This is a genomic window from Duganella sp. Root336D2, from assembly GCF_001425005.1.
Taxonomy (GTDB): Bacteria; Pseudomonadota; Gammaproteobacteria; order Burkholderiales; family Burkholderiaceae_D; genus Rugamonas.
The window spans coordinates 147,845-167,073 of the sequence record NZ_LMDB01000039.1 but is presented as its reverse complement, the minus strand read 5'-3'; the positions used below and the strand labels follow the sequence as shown (position 1 = coordinate 167,073).

Genomic DNA, 19,229 nt, shown 5'->3' with positions numbered 1-19,229 from the left:
GCGAAAACCAAGAGCTTTTCATGAACCGCACCGCAGAAATCACTCGCAACACCAGCGAGACCCAGGTCCGCGTCGCCATCAACCTCGATGGCACCGGCGCCCAGAAGCTGAACACGGGCGTGCCTTTCCTCGACCATATGCTGGACCAGATCGCCCGCCACGGGCTGATCGACCTCGATATTGAAGCCACCGGCGACACCCATATTGATAACCACCACACGGTGGAAGACGTGGGCATTACGCTCGGCATGGCGGTCGCCAAGGCGATTGGCGACAAGAAGGGCATCCGCCGCTACGGCCACGCCTATGTGCCGCTGGATGAAGCGCTGTCGCGCGTCGTCATCGACTTTTCCGGCCGCCCGGGCATCGAATACCACATCCCGTTCACCCGCGCGATGATCGGCGCGTTCGACGTCGACCTGACGCTGGAATTCTTCCGCGGCTTCGTCAACCATGCTGGCGTCACGCTGCACATCGACAACCTGCGCGGCACCAATGCACACCACCAGTGCGAAACCGTGTTCAAGGCTTTCGGCCGCGCCCTGCGCATGGCCAGCGAGCTTGACCCGCGTGCTGCTGGCGCCATCCCGTCCACCAAAGGAAGCCTGTAACGACACACCGGCTGACTGACATGAAAAAAATCGTAGTAGTCGATTACGGCATGGGCAACCTGCGCTCCGTCGCGCAGGCATTGCGCGCGGTCGCGCCCGAGGCCGAAGTAATGATTTCCGGCGATCCCGCCGCCATCGATGCCGCTGACCGCATCGTGCTGCCCGGCCAGGGCGCCATGCGCGACTGCATGGGCAGCCTGCGTGAGTCGGGCGTGCAGGAAGCGTTGATGCGCGCTGCCGCCTCCAAGCCCATGATGGGCGTGTGCGTAGGCGAGCAGATGCTGTTTGACGCCAGCGAAGAAAACGGCAGCACGCCGGGCCTGGGCCTGTTGCCCGGCAAGGTGGTGCGCTTCCAGCTCGAGGGCCAGCTGCAGGAAGACGGTTCGCGCTTCAAAGTGCCGCAAATGGGCTGGAACCAGGTACGCCAGCGCATGCCGCACGCGATGTGGGACGGCATTCCGGACCATGCCTGGTTCTACTTCGTGCACAGCTACTTCGCGCAGCCGGAGATCGATGCGCAGAACGTCGGCGAGACCGTATACGGGCAGCCGTTCTGCTGCGCGGTAGCCCGCGACAATATTTTTGCCACACAGTTCCACCCTGAAAAGAGTGCCGCCACCGGCCTGCAACTGTACAAAAATTTCATCCACTGGAATCCCTAACCTCAAGAACAACATCATGCTGCTCATTCCTGCTATCGACCTCAAGGATGGTCACTGCGTTCGCCTGAAACAGGGCGATATGGAACTTGCAACCGTCTTTTCCGACGACCCGGGCAAGATGGCGCGCCACTGGCTGGAACAGGGCGCGCGCCGCCTGCACCTGGTGGACCTGAACGGCGCCTTCGCCGGCAAGCCGAAGAACGAAGGTGCGGTGAAATCCATCCTCAAAGCTGTGCAAGACTATGCCGAGGAATTCGACCTGCCTGAAATCCCGGTGCAACTGGGCGGCGGCGTGCGCGACCTCGATACCATCGAGCGCTACCTCGACGACGGCATCAGCTACATCATCATCGGCACCGCCGCCGTGAAGAGTCCCGGCTTCCTGCAGGATGCCTGCGGCGCCTTCCCCGGCCACATCATCGTCGGCCTGGATGCCAAGGACGGCAAGGTCGCCACCGACGGCTGGAGCAAGCTGTCCGGCCACGAAGTGATCGACCTGGCGCAGAAGTTTGAAGGCTACGGCGTTGAATCGATCGTGTACACCGACATCGGCCGCGACGGCATGATGGGCGGCGTAAATATCGAGGCCACGGTGCGCCTGGCGCAGGCGGTGCGCATCCCCATCATCGCTTCCGGCGGCCTGCACAACCTGGGCGATGTGGAAGCCCTGTGCGCGGTGCAGGACGAAGGCATCGAAGGCGTGATCTGCGGCCGTTCGATTTATGAAGGCACGCTGGACCTGGCTTCGGCGCAGGATCGTGCCGACGAACTTTCAGAGTAAAAAATATGCTGGCTAAACGCATCATCCCCTGCCTCGACGTGACCGATGGCCGCGTCGTGAAAGGGGTCAACTTCACCGAGCTGCGCGACGCGGGCGACCCGGTGGAAATCGCACGCCGCTACGACGATCAGGGGGCCGACGAACTTACCTTCCTCGACATCACCGCGTCGAGCGACAACCGCGACCTGATCCTGCACATCATTGAAGCCGTGGCATCGCAAGTGTTCATCCCGCTGACCGTCGGCGGCGGCGTGCGCAAAGTGGAAGACGTGCGCCGCCTGCTCAACGCAGGCGCCGACAAGGTCAGCGTGAACACCTCCGCCGTGACCAATCCGCAGCTGGTGTACGAAGCTTCGCAAAAGCACGGCAGCCAGTGCATCGTGGTGGCGATCGACGCCAAGAACGTCGCCCCCGGCAAGTGGGAAGTCTTCACCCACGGCGGCCGCAACGCCACCGGCCTGGATGCCGTGGAGTGGGCGCGCAAGATGGCCGGGCTGGGCGCCGGCGAACTGCTGCTGACCAGCATGGACCGCGACGGCACCAAGTCCGGCTTCGACCTGGGCCTGACCCGCGCCGTGAGCGATGCGGTCAACATCCCGGTGATCGCTTCCGGCGGCGTGGGCGGCCTGCAAGACCTGGCCGACGGCGTCAAGCTGGGCCATGCCGATGCGGTGCTGGCAGCCAGCATCTTCCACTACGGCCAGCACACCGTACAGGAAGCCAAGCAATTCATGGCGGCGCAGGGTATTCCCATGCGTCTTTCTTAAACTTCGGGGAACACACAATGGCTACCGCAATTGCAGCGAATGTCGCCAAAGCCAAATGGCTGAACAAGGTGAAGTGGGACGAGCATGGCCTGGTGCCTGTCATCGCACAGGAAGCCGGCAGCAACGATGTGCTGATGTTCGCCTGGATGAACCGCGATGCGCTCTACAAGACCGTGGAGCTGGGCGAAGCGGTCTACTGGAGCCGCTCGCGCAAGAAGCTGTGGCACAAGGGCGAAGAATCCGGCCACGTGCAGAAAGTGCTGGAAATCCGCCTCGATTGCGACGAAGACGTGGTGCTGCTAAAGATCGAGCAGGAAGGATCGATCGCCTGCCATACCGGGCGCCACTCCTGCTTCTTCAACAAGTTCGAGAATGGCGACTGGCAGAATACGGAACCGGTGCTGAAAGACCCCGAAGAGATCTACGCGGAAGTGAAAAAATGAGCAATGTACTGGACCGTGTTGCGGCCACCATCGAAGCGCGCAAGGGCGGCGACCCGTCCTCCTCCTATGTCGCCAAGCTGTTCTCCAAGGGCGACGACGCGATCCTGAAAAAGATCGGCGAGGAAGCCACCGAAACCGTGATGGCGGCGAAGGATGCCCGCGCCAGCGGCGACGCATCGAAAGTGCTGTACGAATGCGCCGACCTGTGGTTCCATTCGCTGGTGCTGCTGGCGCAATTCGATTTGTCGCCGCAGCAGGTACTCGATGAGCTGGCGCGCCGTGAAGGCTTGTCCGGCCTGGAAGAAAAAGCATCCCGTAAGGAATAAACGTGGAAAATTGCCTGTTCTGCAAGATTGCAGCAAAACAGATTCCGTCGTCCGTGGTGCACGAAGACGATGACTTGATGGTGTTTAAGGACATCCACCCGGCCGCGCCGGTACACTTGCTGATCATCCCGAAACTGCACCTGTCGACCTTGTCTGACTGCAAGCCGGAGCACACGGCCCTGCTGGGCAAGATGCTGGCGCTGGTGCCGCAACTGGCTGAGCAGCATGATATTGCCGTGGCCTACGAGGCGGATGGCACGCCGGTGCGCGGCTACAAGACCCTGATCAACAGCGGTCCGGATGGCGGCCAGGAGGTGTACCACCTGCATATGCACCTGTACGGCGGGCCGCGTCCATGGCGCGGCATGCGGACTTGAAATTGTGACAAGCACATGACAGCTGCGCTTCGCGTATACTGTCCAAACGAATGATTTTTTTAGGGGTTTTGTAATGGGTTCAATGAGCATTTGGCACTGGCTGATCGTCCTGGTCGTCGTCATGCTGGTATTCGGCACCAAGAAACTGGGCAATATCGGCTCGGACCTGGGCAAGGCTGTCAAGGGCTTCAAGGATGGCGTCAAGGGTTCGGACGAGGAAGAGAAGCCGGCACAGCCAGCTCCTCCGCCAGCCCAGGTGACCGACAAGGGCACCATCGAAGTCGAAGCCAAGGAAAAGACCAAGCAGTAACCAGCGATGATTGACCTCGGTCTTACCAAAATCGCCGTCATCGGGGTAGTGGCCCTGGTCGTCATCGGTCCTGAGAAGCTGCCCAAGGTGGCGCGCATGGCCGGGACGCTATACGGCCGTGCCCAGCGCTACCTGAACGACGTCAAATCCGAAGTCTCCCGCGAAATGGAGCTGGACGAGCTGAAGAACCTGCGCAAGCAGGCTGAAGAAGCTGCCAGCACTTTCAAGGACGAGATGGAAAACTCCATCGGCAAGGATATGGCGGAAGTGGAAGCGGCGCTGCGCGACCAGCCCACGTCCTCCCCGGCGCTGGACCTGTACACCCCGACCAGCGCAGACATGGCCCGCAAGGCCAAGGATTTCCGCCGCAAGCGCGTAGTGCGCAGTTCGGCCGTGCCGCTGTGGTACAAGCAGCAGGCCGGCGTCCGCACCCACGTCATCTCCGGTGCGGCGCGCATGAAGCGCCACCGCCCCGGCAGCCGCAAGAACGCATCGTTTTTCTAAATGAGTCAACAAGAACCCGCCGAAGAAACCTTCATCAGCCACCTGGTTGAGCTGCGCGACCGCCTGGTCAAGGCCAGCATCGGTATCGCAGTGATGACGGCGCTGATCGGCTTCGGCATCGGCCCGGCCAAGATCTATGACCTGATCGCGGCGCCGATGATTGCCGCCATGCCGGCCGGCTCGAAGATGATCGCCACCAGCGTGATCTCGCCTTTCCTGGTACCGATGAAGGTGACGCTGCTGTTCGGCTTCATCCTGTCGCTGCCGTGGGTGCTGTACCAGATGTGGGCCTTTGTCGCGCCTGGCCTGTACCAGCATGAAAAGCGCCTGGTGGCGCCGCTGGTGATTGCCTCGTCCTCGCTGTTCATGGCGGGCGTGGCGTTCTGCTACTTCCTGGTGTTCGGCAAGGTGTTCGCCTTCATCAACCAGGTGTCGCCGACTTCGATTGCGGTGATGCCGGATATCGAGAATTACCTCGACTTCGTGATGTCGATGTGCCTGGCCTTCGGCTGCGCCTTTGAAGTGCCGGTGGTGGTGGTGGTGCTGGTGCGCATGGGGCTGGTGTCGGTCGCCAAGCTGCGCGAGTGGCGCGGCTATGTGATCGTGGCTGCCTTCGTGATCGCTGCCATTGTGACCCCGCCTGATATCGTCAGCCAGTTCTCGCTGGCTATCCCGATGTGGCTGCTGTTTGAGATCGGCGTGATCCTGTCGCCGATGTTCGTCAAGGCCACCACGGCGCCGGAAGAAAAAGCCGACTAAAAGAACAACTTGGTCATGGTGATGACTTGCATCACCGTGAGCGTGCCGAGCCAGAAATAAATTGGCCGTAATCTTGCATCAAGCTCGGTCCGCATCTTTGCTTCAAGCCTCAACTCCATTGCTTCCAGCCAGGCGCGCATTTCTGCGCGTTGAATTGCCAGGTCAGAATCGGCAGCAACAGGCTGGCTCAGCGCAAGCCTGAGTCCGTCTGCATGCGCCTCAGCCTGCTCGCGCGGAATACCGGCATCGGTTAGCGTCCTGATGTATTGAGCTGTATCAAACTGGATCGGCATGGTCATGGCCACTCCCTTCTTCATGGTAGCAGAATCGCCCCGCGGCGCGCGCGGGGCATGGGAGCAGCCTAAACCGGTTACTGCATTAGCTCTTTGATCACGCGCACAGGTGCGCTGCCGTAGCCCAGAAAGTCTTCGTGGAATTCCTTCAGCGAGAACTTGCTGCCCAGGGCGGCGCGGCGCTGTTCGCGCAGTTCCATGATTTCCGAGTAGCCGGAGAAGTAGCTGGTGAGCTGCACCGAGGTGAGCTGCGCGCGGCGCCATTTCTCTTTCGCTTCGGCGGCGGTCTGGAAGGCCTGGCGCGTCAGCAGGTCGATTGCTTCCTGCTCCGCCATGCCTTTCACGTGCACGCTGTAGTCGAGGATGGTGTTGGTCACGCTGCGCAGGTTCCACTTCGAGTACATCAGCCACATTTCAGGATCGTTGTTGCCATAGCCTGATTCGAGCATCATGCGTTCGCTGTAGACAGCCCAGCCTTCCACCATCGCGCCGTTGCCGAAGATCGACTTTACGATCGACGGCGATTTGTTGGCGTACACCAGCTGCGCATAGTGGCCCGGGATCGCTTCGTGCATGTTCAGGATCTGCAGGATCCAGTGGTTGTATTCGCGCAGCGTGGATTCGGCCGCCTCCGGCGAGGCGTCGTCCAGCGGCGTGACGTTGTAGTAGGTACGGTCCTGCGGGCGGTACGGGCCAGGAGCTTCGATGCTGGCCCCGGCCACGCCGCGCTGGTAGGCAGGCGTCTCGCGCACCACCAGCGGCTTGTTCGAGTCCAGCGTCAGCAGGTCGTTCTTCACCACCCAGTCCTGCAGCACAGGGATCTGGCGCCGGATCTCGGCGAAGAACTCCTCGCGCGGCACATGGTTCGACGACAGCTTCTCGATCATCATGCCGATCTTGGCGAAGCGGTCGGAAGGCTTGGCTTTGTCGGCCAGGTATTTCGGCCACAGGTCGTCCGAGATGCGGTCCATGTTCGACAGCAGCTGCTCGCGGGTCGCCAGCGCTTTCTGGTAAGTCTGTTCGGCATTGCTGCCGGACTGGATGTCGTAGCCGAACTTCGCTTCGTACAGTTCTTTGCCGATGCGGAAGGAGCGCGCGCCACTGACGGCCAGCGACTTGTCCTGCTCACCGAGCCAGGCGGCATAAGCCTCCACGGCTACCTTGGCAGCCGCAATGCGCTGCGAGTACAGGTTCTTTTCATTGGCGTTCAGGATCGAATCCTGCACCTGCTTGTCGAGGTCGGACAGCACCGCCAGTACGCCGGGCGCCTGGTCGATGGCCAGCTTCACGTGTTCGCGCGTCGGGTTCTTGATGTTGTTGCGCGCAGCCTCGTAATACGCCGGCACGCTGCCGATACGGCGCAGCAGGGTGCGCAGTCGCTGCGGCCTTGCCGCGTACTCGGTGTTCAGCACGAAGTCGATCGGGCCGGCGATGTTGTAGACCGCCGGGTTCCATTCCCATTCGCGGAAGGTGGTCAGGTACCAGCGGTCCGAGTTCAGCTTGTTCTGCAGCAGGCCAAGGTCGCTGCGCTGTTTCGGCGACAGCTGCCGGGCGTCGATCTTGCCGAATTTGTCCAGCCATTCGTCGATGAAGGCGAGCTGCTGGTCGCGGTAGGCCTGGTCCGGAACGGTCAGTTGGGCCGCGGTGTCGTACTTGCCGACCGAGATGGCGGTCTCCGGATCGATGCGCCACAGCGCGCCCAGGAACTGGCTGGCCTGGCTGTCGAACGCCTTGTCCTGGCGGCGCTCTGCCGGCAGCGGTTTGCCGGCAAGCGCCGGTTTTGCCTTATCCGCTTTGGTTTTTCCGGCCTTGGCACCGGATTTGCCGCCCTTGGCGGACTTCGGCGATTTGCCGGTTTTGCCTTTGCTGCTGGACTTCTTGCTGACGGCAGTCTTGGCCGGCGCGTTGGATTTTTTGCTCTTCGTCGCGGCCTCGACTGGCGACAGGGCCAGGCTCAGCATCATCGCGGCGAGGGCGATTCTGGTCTTCATCATATTTCAACCTCTTGCTAGTGCAGCGTGGGAGATTATCACAAGCCGAGTGCCGCCCGCGCCCGGACGGGGTCGAAGGCCTCGGCTTCCAGCGCCGCATCGAGCGGCAGCCATTGTGGAAAAGGGGTCTCTTCGTTGACGTGCTTGCCGCCGGCGGTGTGCAGCTGGCGCACCCGCGCCACTGCCGCCGCCGGCAATTCGCCGGCCAATGCAGCCACGGCGGGCCACAGGCGCCGGTGTACCAGGGTCAATTTGCCTGCCAACAGGCGGCAGGCCAGGATATCGCCGTGCCCTTGCACTTCGCTGAGCACGGCGAAAATACGCTTGCCTTCCGCGTGTCCCCACCAGCTGCCTTTGATCGGGGCGCCGGCGATGGCTTCTGTCAGCGTCGGCACTTTGCCATGTGCCGACGCCAGCACGACTCCGTGCTGTTCGACGAAGGCCAAGGCTTGCTGCGCGTTCATTCTGCGGCCTGCTTCAAGGCGCGCAGCAGCAGCGGCTTGAGGCAGTTGCGCTGCGCCTCGTCCTTGCTTTCGCTGATGTTGACGTATAGCGGCTGCAGGAAGCCGTTCAGGTTGTGCTTGCGAGCCAGGGCCGCTTGCTGCGCGCCGGCGGACGTTGGCCGCGCTGCCAGGCCGGCAAACCAGGCGTCCCAATCGGCGCATTCAAGCGTCCTGGCGCGCGACAGGTAGAAGATGGGGGCCATCAGGCGCTCGCCTTCACCGTAGCGGTAAAAATGCTCGCCTGGCGGCGCGACCTGGCCGGCGATCGCCGCCAGCATGGGTTCATGCTCGGCGCGCCCCAGTGCCGGGTTGAGCGCAAGCTGCAGCATGATGTCGGCGGCGTGGGCGACGCCGTGGCGCCAGCCCTGCTTTTCATCGAAGCCGCGGTAGTCGGCCACGCCGCGCAGGTAGCCTGTCGCGGCGCCGACAAGCTGCGCGCGCTGCTCCGCCGACAAATAGGGCTTGATGCGGTCCACGCGCGCCACGTCGGCCAGTACCAGTGCGGCGAAGGGCCGCGCGAAGCCTTGCGGGTCGGGTGCCTGCAGCTGTGCGCTCAGGCGCGTGCGCAGTTCCTGCAGTGCGGCGGTATCCAGCTTGTCGGTGCGCATCCAGGTTTGCAGGCCCTCGAAGGCCAGTTCGTCGCGCTCGACGGGGTCAGGCGACGCCAGGCAGGACACCGCCTGCAGTGCCAGTGCCTGGCGCCTGGCGCTGTCGTCGACCTGCCATTTGGCGGCTTTGGCAGCGCGCAGCGCGGCCGTGGGGCAGGCCGAGGCGGCGGAAGGCGGGGCTGCGTGGCACGCCGTGCCGGCCAGCCAGGATGCCGCCAGCGCGGCGGCCGCAGCGGTGCGAAGTGCAAGTGATGTCAATTGCATGGCGTCTCCAGTCAGAAGCGGCGCAAACCCTCGTTCAGCATCGCCAGCATGACGTCCGCCGTCATGCGCGCGGCGGTGTCGCTGCCATCAAGCAGGCTGTCGGCCAGCTCGCGTTTATGGCCATGCAGCTCGACGATGCCTTCCTCAATTGTATTGCGCGCCACCAGGCGGTAGATGGTGACCGGCCGCAGCTGCCCCATGCGGTGCGCGCGGTCGGAGGCCTGGTCTTCCACGGCGGGATTCCACCACGGGTCCATGTGGATCACATAGTCGGCAGCGGTCAGGTTGATGCCGACGCCGCCGGCCTTCAGGCTGATCAGGAATACATCGCCCTCGCCGGCCTGGAAAGCATCCACCGACTGCTTGCGCGCCGCCATTGACGTGCTGCCATCGAGGTACTGGTAGCGGATGCCGTTGCGGTCCAGGTGGGCGCGGATCAGCGACAGGTGATCGACGAACTGGCTGAACACCAGGACCTTGTGGCGGTTCTCCAGCAGGCCTTCCAGCAAGCCGGCGAAGGCCGCCAGCTTGCTCGAGTCCAACCGCAGCGAGGGCGCCACCAGGTTCGGATTGCAGCAGGCGCGGCGCAGCTTCATGATCTCCGCCAGGATCTGCATCGACTTCCGGTCCGCCGGACCTTCGATGGATGCCAGGTTTTCCAGCGCCTCGCGGCGCAGCGATTCGTACAGCGCGGTTTCTTCCGGCGACAGGTCGACTTCCAGCACGATCTCGGTGCGGGCCGGCAGTTCGGTCAGCACCTGCGCCTTGGTCCGGCGCAGCACGAAAGGCCCGATCAGGCGGCGCAGGCGGTTGCGCGCACCGACTTCGGCGCGGTGATCCTGCTGGCGCTCGATCGGGCCGGCAAAGCGCAGGTTGAACTGCTCATGGCTGCCCAGCAGGCCGGGATTGATAAAGCGGAACAGGTTCCACAGCTCGCCGAGGTGGTTCTCCAGCGGCGTACCGGTGGCCACCATCCTGAAGTCGCCCTTCAGCGCCATGACGGCCTGCGAGCGCTTGGTAGCGGCGTTCTTGATGTTCTGCGCTTCGTCCAGCACGATGGTGTGCCACTTCGGCCTGGTGAAGCGCTCGGATTCCAGTTGCAGCAGGCCGTAGCTGGTGATCACCAGGTCGAACGGGCCGGCATTGCTGACGATGTCGTCGCGGTCGCCGGTGGCATACATTTTCACGTTCAGCGTCGGCGCAAAGCGCGCGGCTTCGCTGGCCCAGTTCAGGCAAACCGAGGTCGGTGCCACTACCAGTGCCGGGCCTTGCGGTGCGCGCAGCAGGAGCAGGGCCAAGGCCTGCAAGGTCTTGCCCAGGCCCATGTCGTCGGCCAGGCAGGCGCCGACGCCCCATTGCGCCAGGCGGGCCAGCCATTCAAAACCGGCCAGCTGGTAGTCGCGCAATTCCGCCTGCAGGGTGCTGGGCAGTTGCGGCGTGTAGCCGGCGCTGGCCTCGATGCGCTGCAAATGCTCGCGCCACATGGCGTCCGCTTCCACCATGCCCACGTCGTTGGCCAGCTCCTCCAGCACGAAGGCGGCCAGGCGATGCACCTTCATGCCCGCATCATCATCTTCGCCATAGGCGGCCAATTCGGACAGGCGGCGGTGCAGCTCTTCCGACAGGGCGAGGAATTCCTTGTCGCCCAGGGCGATGAAGCGGCTCTTGCCGGCCCGGATCATGTCCAGCAGCGAACGCAGGTCCAGTACGCGGTCTTCATCGACCACCAGCTGGCCGCTGGCGGCAAACCAGTCCTTCCTGCTCTTGATGTTCAGGCGCAGCTGCTTGCTGTACACCGGCTTGGTGAGGCGGAAGGCTTCACCCTCCGGCCAGGCCAGCACCACCTTGTCGGCGCCCTGCTCCTGCAGCTCGGCCAGCAACTGCAGGCACAAGGCAGGTTCGCCCAGCAGCCATTCGCCATGCTCTTCGGTGGCCTGTTCCAGCACCTCGCATTTGAGCACCAGCTGGCGCTGGGCATCGCGCTCGCCCGCCAGGCTGCGGCGCGCCTGTACCGAGCGGCCGTTGACGTCAGCAATCACGTTCTCGGCGCCGGCGCCCGGGGCGTAGTAAGGCCCGGCATCGCGCAGCGGACGCACCTGGACCTGCATCTTCAAGCCTTGCTGGTACGGCAGCAGGTGGATGTGCAGGCGCGGGTCGGCATCGCACTGCTCGGTGTTGGCCGCGCCGCCGCCGATATCGGATTGCACCGTCACCATCGACGACACGGCGCCGATCGCTTTCAATACCTGCTCCTTGGCGTGCTCCGGCACCGTCAGGCCATCGCCGACGATGGCTGCGATGCGGCGATGCTCGTCCTGCACGCTGACCACGCGCAGGCGGTTCGGCGCTTCGCGCACCACGATCACGCTGGCGCTCAGGTTCTCGATGGCGGGGTGCAGCGCGAGATGCAACTGGCCCTGGTGGGTGCGGATCAGCAGCTCCGGCGCACCGGCCAGCAGTTCAACGCGGGTATCCGGCGCGTCCATCCAGAACACCAGCGGATGGCCGACCAGGGCAAGCACCGCCTGTTCCGTATCGATGTCGTAACGCAGGCCGGAAGCATAGGCCTGGCGCGATGGCATGATGGCGCCGCTGACGCGTATGTCCTGCGGCGTCAGGAATTCCATCTGCGCCGCGTCATCGCGCAAGCGTTTGAGCGCCACCGGGCGCGCCTTGCCCCAGGCACCGCGCGCATCGCGCTTCTGCTCGCGCGGTTCGATTTCAGCGATGCCCTGCCGTTCGCCATAGCTGATCGCCCAGGCCAGGCGCATTTCGCCGCCGCTTTCCGGGCCGCCTTGCTGCAGGTTGATCAGGGCCGCCAACTGGCGCTGCCAGGCTTCCTGGCGCTCGAACCAGGTGGCCATGTCGCCAAAGCCCAGCTGTTCTCGCAAGGCTGCTGCGCGTCCTGCCGCCACCTCGTCGCCAAGATGGCCCAGCAGGCTTTCCGCACCGGCGGAAAGCAGCGTGAAACCGGCCGCGTCGGCAGCCTGCGACAAGTCCTGCAATTCCGCCCGGCGCTGCTTCAATTGCGGCAGCGCCAGCCAGTAGTAGAGCATGCACTGGAACAATTGCGCCTGCAGCGGCGCCTCCCAGGCGCGCTGGGCCACCAGGTCGGCCTGCATGGTGCCGGCGCGGATCTGGCGCAGCATGCTCAGTTGCTGGTAGACCGCGCTGTCGGCGTTGTGCTGGGCGTGCACTGCCACGTCGAGGTAGCTCTCCGCCGATTTCAGGTGTTTGGCGTCGCCGCTGCGCAGCAGGGCCAGCACGTACAGGTGGCCGGCAATGCCCTGGAACAGGTGCTTGCGCTTGCCGGATTCGCGGCGGATCGATTTCAGCGCGGCTTCATAGCCAGTGATGGCAGCGGTGACGTCGCCGCGCAGCAGCAGCACGGCGCTGGAGAAGCATTGCACCAGGGCGCCGTCCATCCCTTCCAGGTAGCGCAGGGCGTCGGCCAGTTTGCCGCACAGGATGGCGTGTTCCGCCATTGCCAGCCGCAAGGCAGGGCTGGCCTGCTGTTCGGCGCTTTGGCGGCGCTGCAGGTGGCGCTCGGCGTAGCCGCGCACCAGCGGCGCCAGGCCGGGCTCGCGCTGGGAGTGCTGGACCAGCAGCATCAGCACGTCGTCCTGCAGGGCCGGATGCACCAGCAGCAGCATGCCTGCTTCGAAAGGGCGCGAAAAAATGTCGACGATCGGGTGCAGCTGCGCTGCTTCGTAGCACACCATGCAGGCAGCCAGCAGCGGCATCACATCCTGCGGCGGCCGGCCGCGCAGCATGGCCATGCGCAGGCGCGCCACGCCATGGCGGTAGCTGCGCGGCTCGTAAGCGCCGTTCCAGTTCTGGCGCATCGGGTTGAGCGTCTCGTAGGCCTTGCAGAGATCGTCGAGCAGGTGGGCGCCGATGGCAGCGCGGATGGCGGGCCAGCGCAGGCGCGCATTGCAAACGAAGCCGCGACCCATGACGGCAGTGGTATAAGCCAGGCGTTCCAGCTTGAGCAGCGGGTCGTCCAGCGTCAGGGTGGTGAAGGGCTGGCCGTTCGCATCGCGGATGCCGGCAGCGACCATATGGTCGAGGATGGCGGTGCGGCCGACCGGGTCGCTCACCAGTGCCAGCAGGGCGAGGACAGCTTTTTCAGGCTGTTCGAGGGCTTCGAATTCCGCCAGCAGGGTGTCGCTCATTCGCGCAGGCCAAACATGCGTTGGTAGAAGTCCAGCTCCGCCTGCAGCGTGCGTACGATGGTGTCGGCCTTGCGGAAGCCATGGCCTTCGCCTTCCAGTTCAACATACGTCACGGGGATGCCGCGAGTGCGCAGCGCGTTCACCATGGCCTCCGATTGCTGCGGCGGCACCACCTTGTCGTCCAGGCCCTGGAAAAAGATCATCGGGCGCGACAGGCGGTCAGTGTGGTTGATCGGGGAACGTTCGGCGTACACTGCCTCGGCTTGCGCCTTGGACGCGATCAGGTACTCGTTGTAATGCGATTCGAACTTGTGCGAGTCGTCGTCCAGGCCTTTCAGGTCGGATACGCCGTAGTAGCTGGCGCCCAGCTTGAAGACATCATGGAAGGTCAACGCGCACAGCGTCGTCAGGCCGCCGGCGCTGCTGCCGCGGATGATCAGGCGCTCACCGTCTGCCAGGCCTTGCGCGACCAGGTGGCGTGCGCCGGCGATGCAGTCTTCCACGTCGACGATGCCCCACTGGCCTTTCAGCGCGTCGCGGAAGTCGCGGCCAAAGCCGGTGCTGCCGCCGTAGTTCACGTCCAGCACGCCGAAACCGCGGCTGGTCCAGAATTGCGTCTTCAGGTTCAGGGTGCTGGCAGCCATGCCGGTCGGGCCGCCATGGCTGATAACGACGACGGGCGGTTTCCCGCCTGGCGGCGCGCTCACATCCTGGTTGGCCGGCGGGTAGAAGAAGGCATGGGCCGTGCGGCCGTTGGCGCTCGGGTAGCTGATGCTTGCCGGGACCGACAGGTAGCCCGGCGCCGGCAAGGCCGCGATCGAGCGCTCAAGTACTTCGCGCTCGCCAGTGGCCAGGTCGATGCGGGCGATCTCCGACGCGATGATGGGGCTGCCCGCCAGCACGACCACGCAGCCTTCGCCCACGCGCAGTTCGCGGATCTCCTGGTATGGCGTGGCGATCGGTTCCAGCAGGGTGCTGCCGGCGCGCAGGCGCGCCAGCTTGCTGACGCCCTGTTCGATATAGCTGCACACAATTTCGCCGCCCGCGCCGAAGCCGTACAGCGAATTGCCGAAGGTCCAGTGCGGGGTCGCAAACTCGGCCGCCATCGGGCACAGCGCCTCGACAGCGCCGCTTATGCCTCCCGCGCCTTCGCGCAGGCAGTACAGGTTCCACCAGCCGCTGCGGTCCGAGACGAAGTGCAGCACGCCTTGAGGCGACCATTCCGGCTGGCAGATGGACTCCTGCGGACCGCCGGCGACGCGCCAAGGTGTGCCAAGCGTTCCGTCGGCCTCCACATCGGCGACCCACAGTTCGGTGCCCTGCCACGGCATGCGCGGATGGTCCCACGACAGCCAGGCCAGGCGGCGGCCGTCCGGTGACAGCCGTGGCGACGAATAGAAGTCGTTCCCCATAACCAGCACGCGCTCGCCGCCATCGAAGCGCACCGCGCAAATGGTATTTGCCGGCTGGGCATGCGAGCCGTCGTCCTCCGGATGCTGTTCCCGCACGGCGATCAGGCGCGCATGCGTGTGGTCAAAGACGAAATCCGCGAAGCGCTGGCGGCCGGGGGCGGTCAACGCTTCGGCCGCACCGTCCGGGACAATGCGATACAGCCGGTTGTCGGCATGGTGCGAAAACACCACGACACCGTCGGCGACGGCATAAGCCCCGCCGCCATACTCGTGGACGCGGTTGCGGACATTGAAGGGCAGCGGCGTGACTTCGGCGGCAGCCGCAGGGCCGGGCCGGCGCATCAGGGTGGTCCGCCCCGCCTCGGCTGCGCGCCCGGCCAGCCAGTAGATATCCGTCCCGTCCAGGACAAGCGAAGACAGCGGGGTAGCGCCCGCAGCAACGATCTCGGCGCTGATCGGTGATGGCCAGGCGCCAAACGGCGCGGTGGAGGTGGGTGTCATGGGCGCTCCAAAACGCGTAAAAACAGGGCAGGGATGCGATAATACCCCCTTTCTATCTGCTTTAGATTGTCTTTCATGCCACAATTTGCCCCGCTGAAGAACGACACCTTCCTGCGTGCGCTGCTGCGCCAGCCGACCGAATACACCCCGGTGTGGCTGATGCGCCAGGCAGGGCGCTACCTGCCTGAATACCGCGCTACGCGCCAGAAGGCGGGCTCCTTCATGGGCCTGGCGACCAATCCGGACCTGGCGACCGAAGTCACCCTGCAGCCGATCGACCGCTATCCGCTGGACGCGGCAATCCTGTTCTCCGACATCCTGACGGTGCCGGATGCAATGGGCCTGGGCCTGTACTTCGTGGAAGGCGAGGGCCCGAAATTCGAGCGCCCGTTGAAGACCGAGGAAGACGTCAAGGCGCTGCAGCTGCCGCCGGCCGGCTCGCTGGACTATGTATTCAAGGCCGTGACCCAGATCCGCACCGAACTGAATGGCCGCGTGCCGCTGATCGGCTTCTCCGGCAGCCCATGGACGCTGGCCTGTTATATGGTTGAAGGCCAGGGCTCGCGCGAATTCCACACCATCAAGAAGATGATGTACGCGCGGCCGGACCTGATGCACCATATCCTGGACATGAATGCCCGCGCTGTCGCTGAATACCTCAACGCGCAGATCGACGCCGGCGCGCAAGCCGTGATGATCTTCGATTCCTGGGGCGGTGCCCTGGCCGATGGCGCCTACCAGCAGTTCTCCCTGAAATACATGCAGCAGGTGGTGGGCATGCTGAAGCGCGAAAAAGACGGCGTGAAGATTCCTGCCATCGTGTTCACCAAGGGCGGCGGTCACTGGGCCGAGGAAATTGCCGCGATCGGCGCCGATGCCATGGGCCTCGACTGGACCGCCAACATCGGCAAGATCCGCCAGCTGGTGGGACACAAGATGGCCCTGCAGGGCAATATCGATCCGGCCATCCTGTTTGCCAACCCGGAGCAGATTGCCGCCGAAGCGCGCCGCGTGCTCGATTCCTATGGCCCGCACAATACCGGCCACGTCTTCAACCTGGGCCACGGGATTTCCCAGTTCACCCCGCCGGAGTCGGTGACGGTGCTGGTGGATACCGTTCACAGCCACAGCCGCAAGCTGCGCGGCGGCTGAACACTGTAGTCCCGTTTCAAAGGGCGCTGCGGCGCCCTTTTTTATTTCGTGCAGAAGCGACTTATGCACAAAAATTTTTACTGCGGAAATAAGAGGCAGCGGCAAATGCCCTCCTCTCAGCGTATTTGCAAGTGCTTGATTTTTAAAGATTTGTTTTTTACCTGTTTTGCCAATGTTTTGGGTTTTATAAACCTTATCCCAAGGTGCAAGCGAGCTTGTGGGGCCATTCTCCACAAAGTTATCCACAAAAACTGTGGAAAAAAGTCAAAAGTACTTTGTAAACCGGGACTTAGTAGGAATTTGTAGGAATTATCTTAGCGTCATGTTGCATTGCATGATATTTCACTAAGACTTTCACTGGTGAAAACGCTTGCGGAAACACAAACCTTGTCGCGCCTGCCTGTGTACAATGTTTGGCTTGATGTTGTGGCGCACCAGGCACGTTTTGCCCTGAAAAGCCTGTAAAAAATGCTTGATTTCGGTGAAAAACTGCTCCTTAAATGGTGCACTTATTCACAGAGCGCGGAAAAATATGCGCTTTCTGAGCCTCCTAGGGCGGCTCTTGTAAGTTATTGAATTAAAAGGGGAAAAACCGGCGCATTTGGCCGGCCTGCCCCAGATTGCAAGCTGGAGGTTAGTGCTTGCTCAGGATTCCAGCCCCTTTGTTCACAAAGTTATCCCCAGATTCTGTGGATAGTTGAAAAACCCTCGATTGATAGCCCTGGATGGCGCACTGCATTCTCCGAATTGCCTTGGACACGCCGCTGAACGCGGTTTTTGATTACCGCTGGGATTGCGAAGAATCAAACCGTCCGCGTGTAGGACAATTGGCAATGGTGCCCTTTGGCCCGCGCGAAGTAGTCGGGCTCATCGTGGGTATCTTTGAGGAAACGGAAGTCCCCGAGGAAAAGTTGAAGGCAGCGCTGGCCGTGCGCAGCCAGCTGGCGCCGCTGTCAGCGCAATGGCTGGCGCTGGCCGGCTTTGCCGCCGAGTACTACCAGCGCCCGCTGGGTGAAGTAGCCTTGCCCGGGCTGCCCAAGAACCTGCGCGTGACCACCACCGTAGCGCTGGACCGCGCCATCAAGAAGCTGGCCAAGCTGGAAGAACCGCACGATCCGGCGCCGGCCAATGTGCCGGCGCTGAATGCCAGCCAGCAGGCGGCGGCCGATGCCATCGCCGGCGCGCAGGGTTTTGCGCCCTTCCTGCTGTATGGCGTGACGGGTAGCGGCAAGACCGAGGTCTACCTGCACGCCTGCGCGCAGGTGCTGGCGCGCGAGCCGCAGGGCCAGGTGCTGGTGCTGGTCCCCGAGATCAACCTGACGCCGCAACTGGAAACCAATATCCGCAACCGCTTCCCCGGCGTGATGCTGTCCACCCTGCACAGCCGCCTGTCGGAGGGCGAGCGCATGCTGCACTGGCTGGCGGCGCACGAAGGCAAGGCGCGCATCGTGCTGGGCACGCGACTGTCTATCCTGGCTTCGATGCCGCACCTGAAGATGATCGTGATCGACGAAGAGCACGATCCTTCGTACAAGCAGCAGGAAGGCCTGCGCTATTCCGCGCGCGACCTCGCCGTGTGGCGCGCCCACCAGCTCCAGATCCCGGTGGTGCTGGGGTCCGCCACCCCGTCGCTGGAAAGCTGGCATCACGCGCTGAAAGGCCGCTACCGCAAACTGGAGCTGCGCGAACGCGCGGTGCAGCAGGCAGTGCTGCCTGACGTGAAGCTGATCGACACTTCGCGCCGGCGCGGACAGGAGGGCTTGAGCGAACAGCTGGTGGAGGCGATCAGGCTGCGCATGGAGCGCGGCGAGCAATCCTTGCTGTTCCTGAACCGGCGCGGCTATTCGCCGGTGATCACCTGCGAATCATGCGGCTGGGTCAGCGAGTGCAAGCGCTGCACCGCCCTGATGGTGCTGCACAAAACGGATTACCGCCTGCGCTGCCACCACTGCAGCCTGGAGATGCGCATCCCGCGCCATTGCCCGACCTGCGGCAATATCGATTTGCAGCCGCTGGGACGCGGCACGCAGCGTATCGAGGAAAGCTTGCAGGAGCTGTTCCCGCAGGCGCGGGTGCTGCGCATCGACGCCGACAGCACGCGCCGCAAGGGCAGTGCGCAGGAGGCTTTCGACAGCGTGCACCGGCAGGAGGTGGATATCCTGGTCGGCACGCAGATGGTGGCCAAGGGGCATGACTTCAAGAACCTGACGCTGGTGGGCATCATGAATCCGGACAGCTCGCTGTTCTCGCAGGATTACCGCGCCAGCGAGCGGCTGTTTGCGCAATTGATGCAGGTGGCGGGACGCGCCGGGCGCCAGGGCGGCAGCGAGAGCGAGGTGCTGGTGCAGACCAGCTATCCGGAACACCCGCTGTTCTCGGCGCTGGTGGCGCATGATTACGACTACTTCGCCAACTCCTTGCTCGGCGAGCGCGAAGTGGCGGGCCTGCCGCCCTACCTGTACCAGGCCATCTTGCGGGCCGAGGCGCGCGAGCTGGAGCTGGCGCTGGAATTCCTGCGCGGCGCGCGCGAGCTGGTGCAGCATGGCGGCATCACGATCAATGATCCAATCCCGATGAGCATGGCGCGCGTGCACAATATGGAGCGCGCGCAGCTGCTGGTGGAGTCGCCGTCGCGCCCGGCGCTGCAGGCGTTCCTGAAGGAGTGGATGCAGGCGCTGCGCGAGCAGAAGACGCGGATCAAGTGGTCGCTGGAGGTCGACCCGGTTGATATTTAAAACCGGTAAACCAGCGCTACGGCCGGGGGACGGGTTTGAGGTTTTTGACTTTTTG

At 63.6% G+C, this 19,229-nt stretch carries 18 protein-coding genes; 12 read left to right on the top strand and 6 right to left on the bottom strand.

Annotated features, from left to right (window positions below):
- The first annotated feature begins 20 nt into the window (after window positions 1–20).
- The 10 genes from hisB to tatC all read left to right on the top strand — a co-directional run bounded on the left by hisB (window position 21) and on the right by tatC (window position 5,540).
- A complete protein-coding gene (gene hisB / locus ASD07_RS28800) occupies window positions 21–611 on the top strand; it encodes an imidazoleglycerol-phosphate dehydratase HisB (protein ID WP_055938973.1) in 591 nt (196 codons plus the stop codon).
- Window positions 612–631: 20 nt separating this feature from the next.
- Entirely contained in the window at window positions 632–1,273 is a 642-nt protein-coding gene (gene hisH, locus ASD07_RS28795; RefSeq protein ID WP_082507626.1) for an imidazole glycerol phosphate synthase subunit HisH, read from the top strand.
- 16 nt (window positions 1,274–1,289) lie between these two features.
- The gene (gene hisA, locus ASD07_RS28790; RefSeq protein WP_055938970.1) at window positions 1,290–2,054 is read left to right on the top strand and encodes a 1-(5-phosphoribosyl)-5-[(5-phosphoribosylamino)methylideneamino]imidazole-4-carboxamide isomerase; all 765 of its coding nucleotides are present in this window, start codon (window positions 1,290–1,292) and stop codon (window positions 2,052–2,054) included.
- A gap of 5 nt (window positions 2,055–2,059) precedes the next feature.
- On the top strand, window positions 2,060–2,821 hold the full coding sequence (hisF, locus tag ASD07_RS28785) for an imidazole glycerol phosphate synthase subunit HisF (protein WP_055938967.1): 762 nt from the start codon (window positions 2,060–2,062) through the stop codon (window positions 2,819–2,821).
- A 17-nt stretch (window positions 2,822–2,838) separates the two neighbouring features.
- The gene (gene hisI, locus ASD07_RS28780; protein ID WP_055938965.1) at window positions 2,839–3,264 is read left to right on the top strand and encodes a phosphoribosyl-AMP cyclohydrolase; all 426 of its coding nucleotides are present in this window, start codon (window positions 2,839–2,841) and stop codon (window positions 3,262–3,264) included.
- Window positions 3,261–3,590 carry a phosphoribosyl-ATP diphosphatase gene (locus ASD07_RS28775; RefSeq protein ID WP_055938961.1) on the top strand — a complete coding sequence of 110 codons (330 nt, stop codon included), beginning with the start codon at window positions 3,261–3,263 and terminating at the stop codon, window positions 3,588–3,590. Before hisI ends, ASD07_RS28775 begins: the two co-directional genes overlap by 4 nt.
- Before the next feature lie 2 nt (window positions 3,591–3,592).
- Window positions 3,593–3,967, top strand: coding sequence for a histidine triad nucleotide-binding protein (locus ASD07_RS28770; RefSeq protein ID WP_055938957.1), 375 nt, complete (start codon window positions 3,593–3,595; stop codon window positions 3,965–3,967).
- A gap of 73 nt (window positions 3,968–4,040) precedes the next feature.
- Window positions 4,041–4,277, top strand: coding sequence for a Sec-independent protein translocase subunit TatA (gene tatA / locus ASD07_RS28765; RefSeq protein ID WP_055938955.1), 237 nt, complete (start codon window positions 4,041–4,043; stop codon window positions 4,275–4,277).
- Between the two features lie 6 nt (window positions 4,278–4,283).
- The gene (gene tatB, locus ASD07_RS28760; protein ID WP_055938952.1) at window positions 4,284–4,781 is read left to right on the top strand and encodes a Sec-independent protein translocase protein TatB; all 498 of its coding nucleotides are present in this window, start codon (window positions 4,284–4,286) and stop codon (window positions 4,779–4,781) included.
- On the top strand, window positions 4,782–5,540 hold the full coding sequence (tatC, locus tag ASD07_RS28755) for a twin-arginine translocase subunit TatC (RefSeq protein WP_055938950.1): 759 nt from the start codon (window positions 4,782–4,784) through the stop codon (window positions 5,538–5,540).
- On the opposite strand, the gene ASD07_RS28750 is transcribed toward tatC, so the two are convergent.
- The 6 genes from ASD07_RS28750 to ASD07_RS28725 all read right to left on the bottom strand — a co-directional run bounded on the left by ASD07_RS28750 (window position 5,537) and on the right by ASD07_RS28725 (window position 15,287).
- Window positions 5,537–5,839, bottom strand: a complete 303-nt coding sequence (locus ASD07_RS28750) for a hypothetical protein (protein WP_055938947.1) — start codon at window positions 5,837–5,839, stop codon at window positions 5,537–5,539. The genes tatC and ASD07_RS28750 overlap by 4 nt on opposite strands.
- Window positions 5,840–5,910: 71 nt before the next feature.
- On the bottom strand, window positions 5,911–7,827 hold the full coding sequence (locus ASD07_RS28745; RefSeq protein ID WP_055938944.1) for a DUF885 domain-containing protein: 1,917 nt from the start codon (window positions 7,825–7,827) through the stop codon (window positions 5,911–5,913).
- A 35-nt stretch (window positions 7,828–7,862) separates the two neighbouring features.
- Window positions 7,863–8,288, bottom strand: coding sequence for a hypothetical protein (locus ASD07_RS28740; RefSeq protein ID WP_055938941.1), 426 nt, complete (start codon window positions 8,286–8,288; stop codon window positions 7,863–7,865).
- On the bottom strand, window positions 8,285–9,199 hold the full coding sequence (locus ASD07_RS28735) for a DUF2785 domain-containing protein (RefSeq protein WP_055938938.1): 915 nt from the start codon (window positions 9,197–9,199) through the stop codon (window positions 8,285–8,287). Before ASD07_RS28735 ends, ASD07_RS28740 begins: the two co-directional genes overlap by 4 nt.
- An 11-nt stretch (window positions 9,200–9,210) precedes the next feature.
- Window positions 9,211–13,374, bottom strand: a complete 4,164-nt coding sequence (locus ASD07_RS28730) for an SNF2-related protein (RefSeq protein ID WP_055938935.1) — start codon at window positions 13,372–13,374, stop codon at window positions 9,211–9,213.
- Complete coding sequence (locus ASD07_RS28725; protein ID WP_055938933.1) at window positions 13,371–15,287, bottom strand: S9 family peptidase; 1,917 nt, start codon at window positions 15,285–15,287, stop codon at window positions 13,371–13,373. The genes ASD07_RS28730 and ASD07_RS28725 overlap by 4 nt, the downstream gene beginning before the upstream one ends.
- Window positions 15,288–15,362: 75 nt before the next feature.
- Between ASD07_RS28725 and hemE the strand changes: the two genes are divergently transcribed.
- Window positions 15,363–16,439, top strand: coding sequence for a uroporphyrinogen decarboxylase (gene hemE, locus ASD07_RS28720; RefSeq protein WP_055939578.1), 1,077 nt, complete (start codon window positions 15,363–15,365; stop codon window positions 16,437–16,439).
- 725 nt (window positions 16,440–17,164) lie between these two features.
- On the top strand, window positions 17,165–19,174 hold the full coding sequence (locus ASD07_RS28715; RefSeq protein ID WP_055938930.1) for a primosomal protein N': 2,010 nt from the start codon (window positions 17,165–17,167) through the stop codon (window positions 19,172–19,174).
- The last annotated feature ends 55 nt before the right edge of the window (window positions 19,175–19,229 follow it).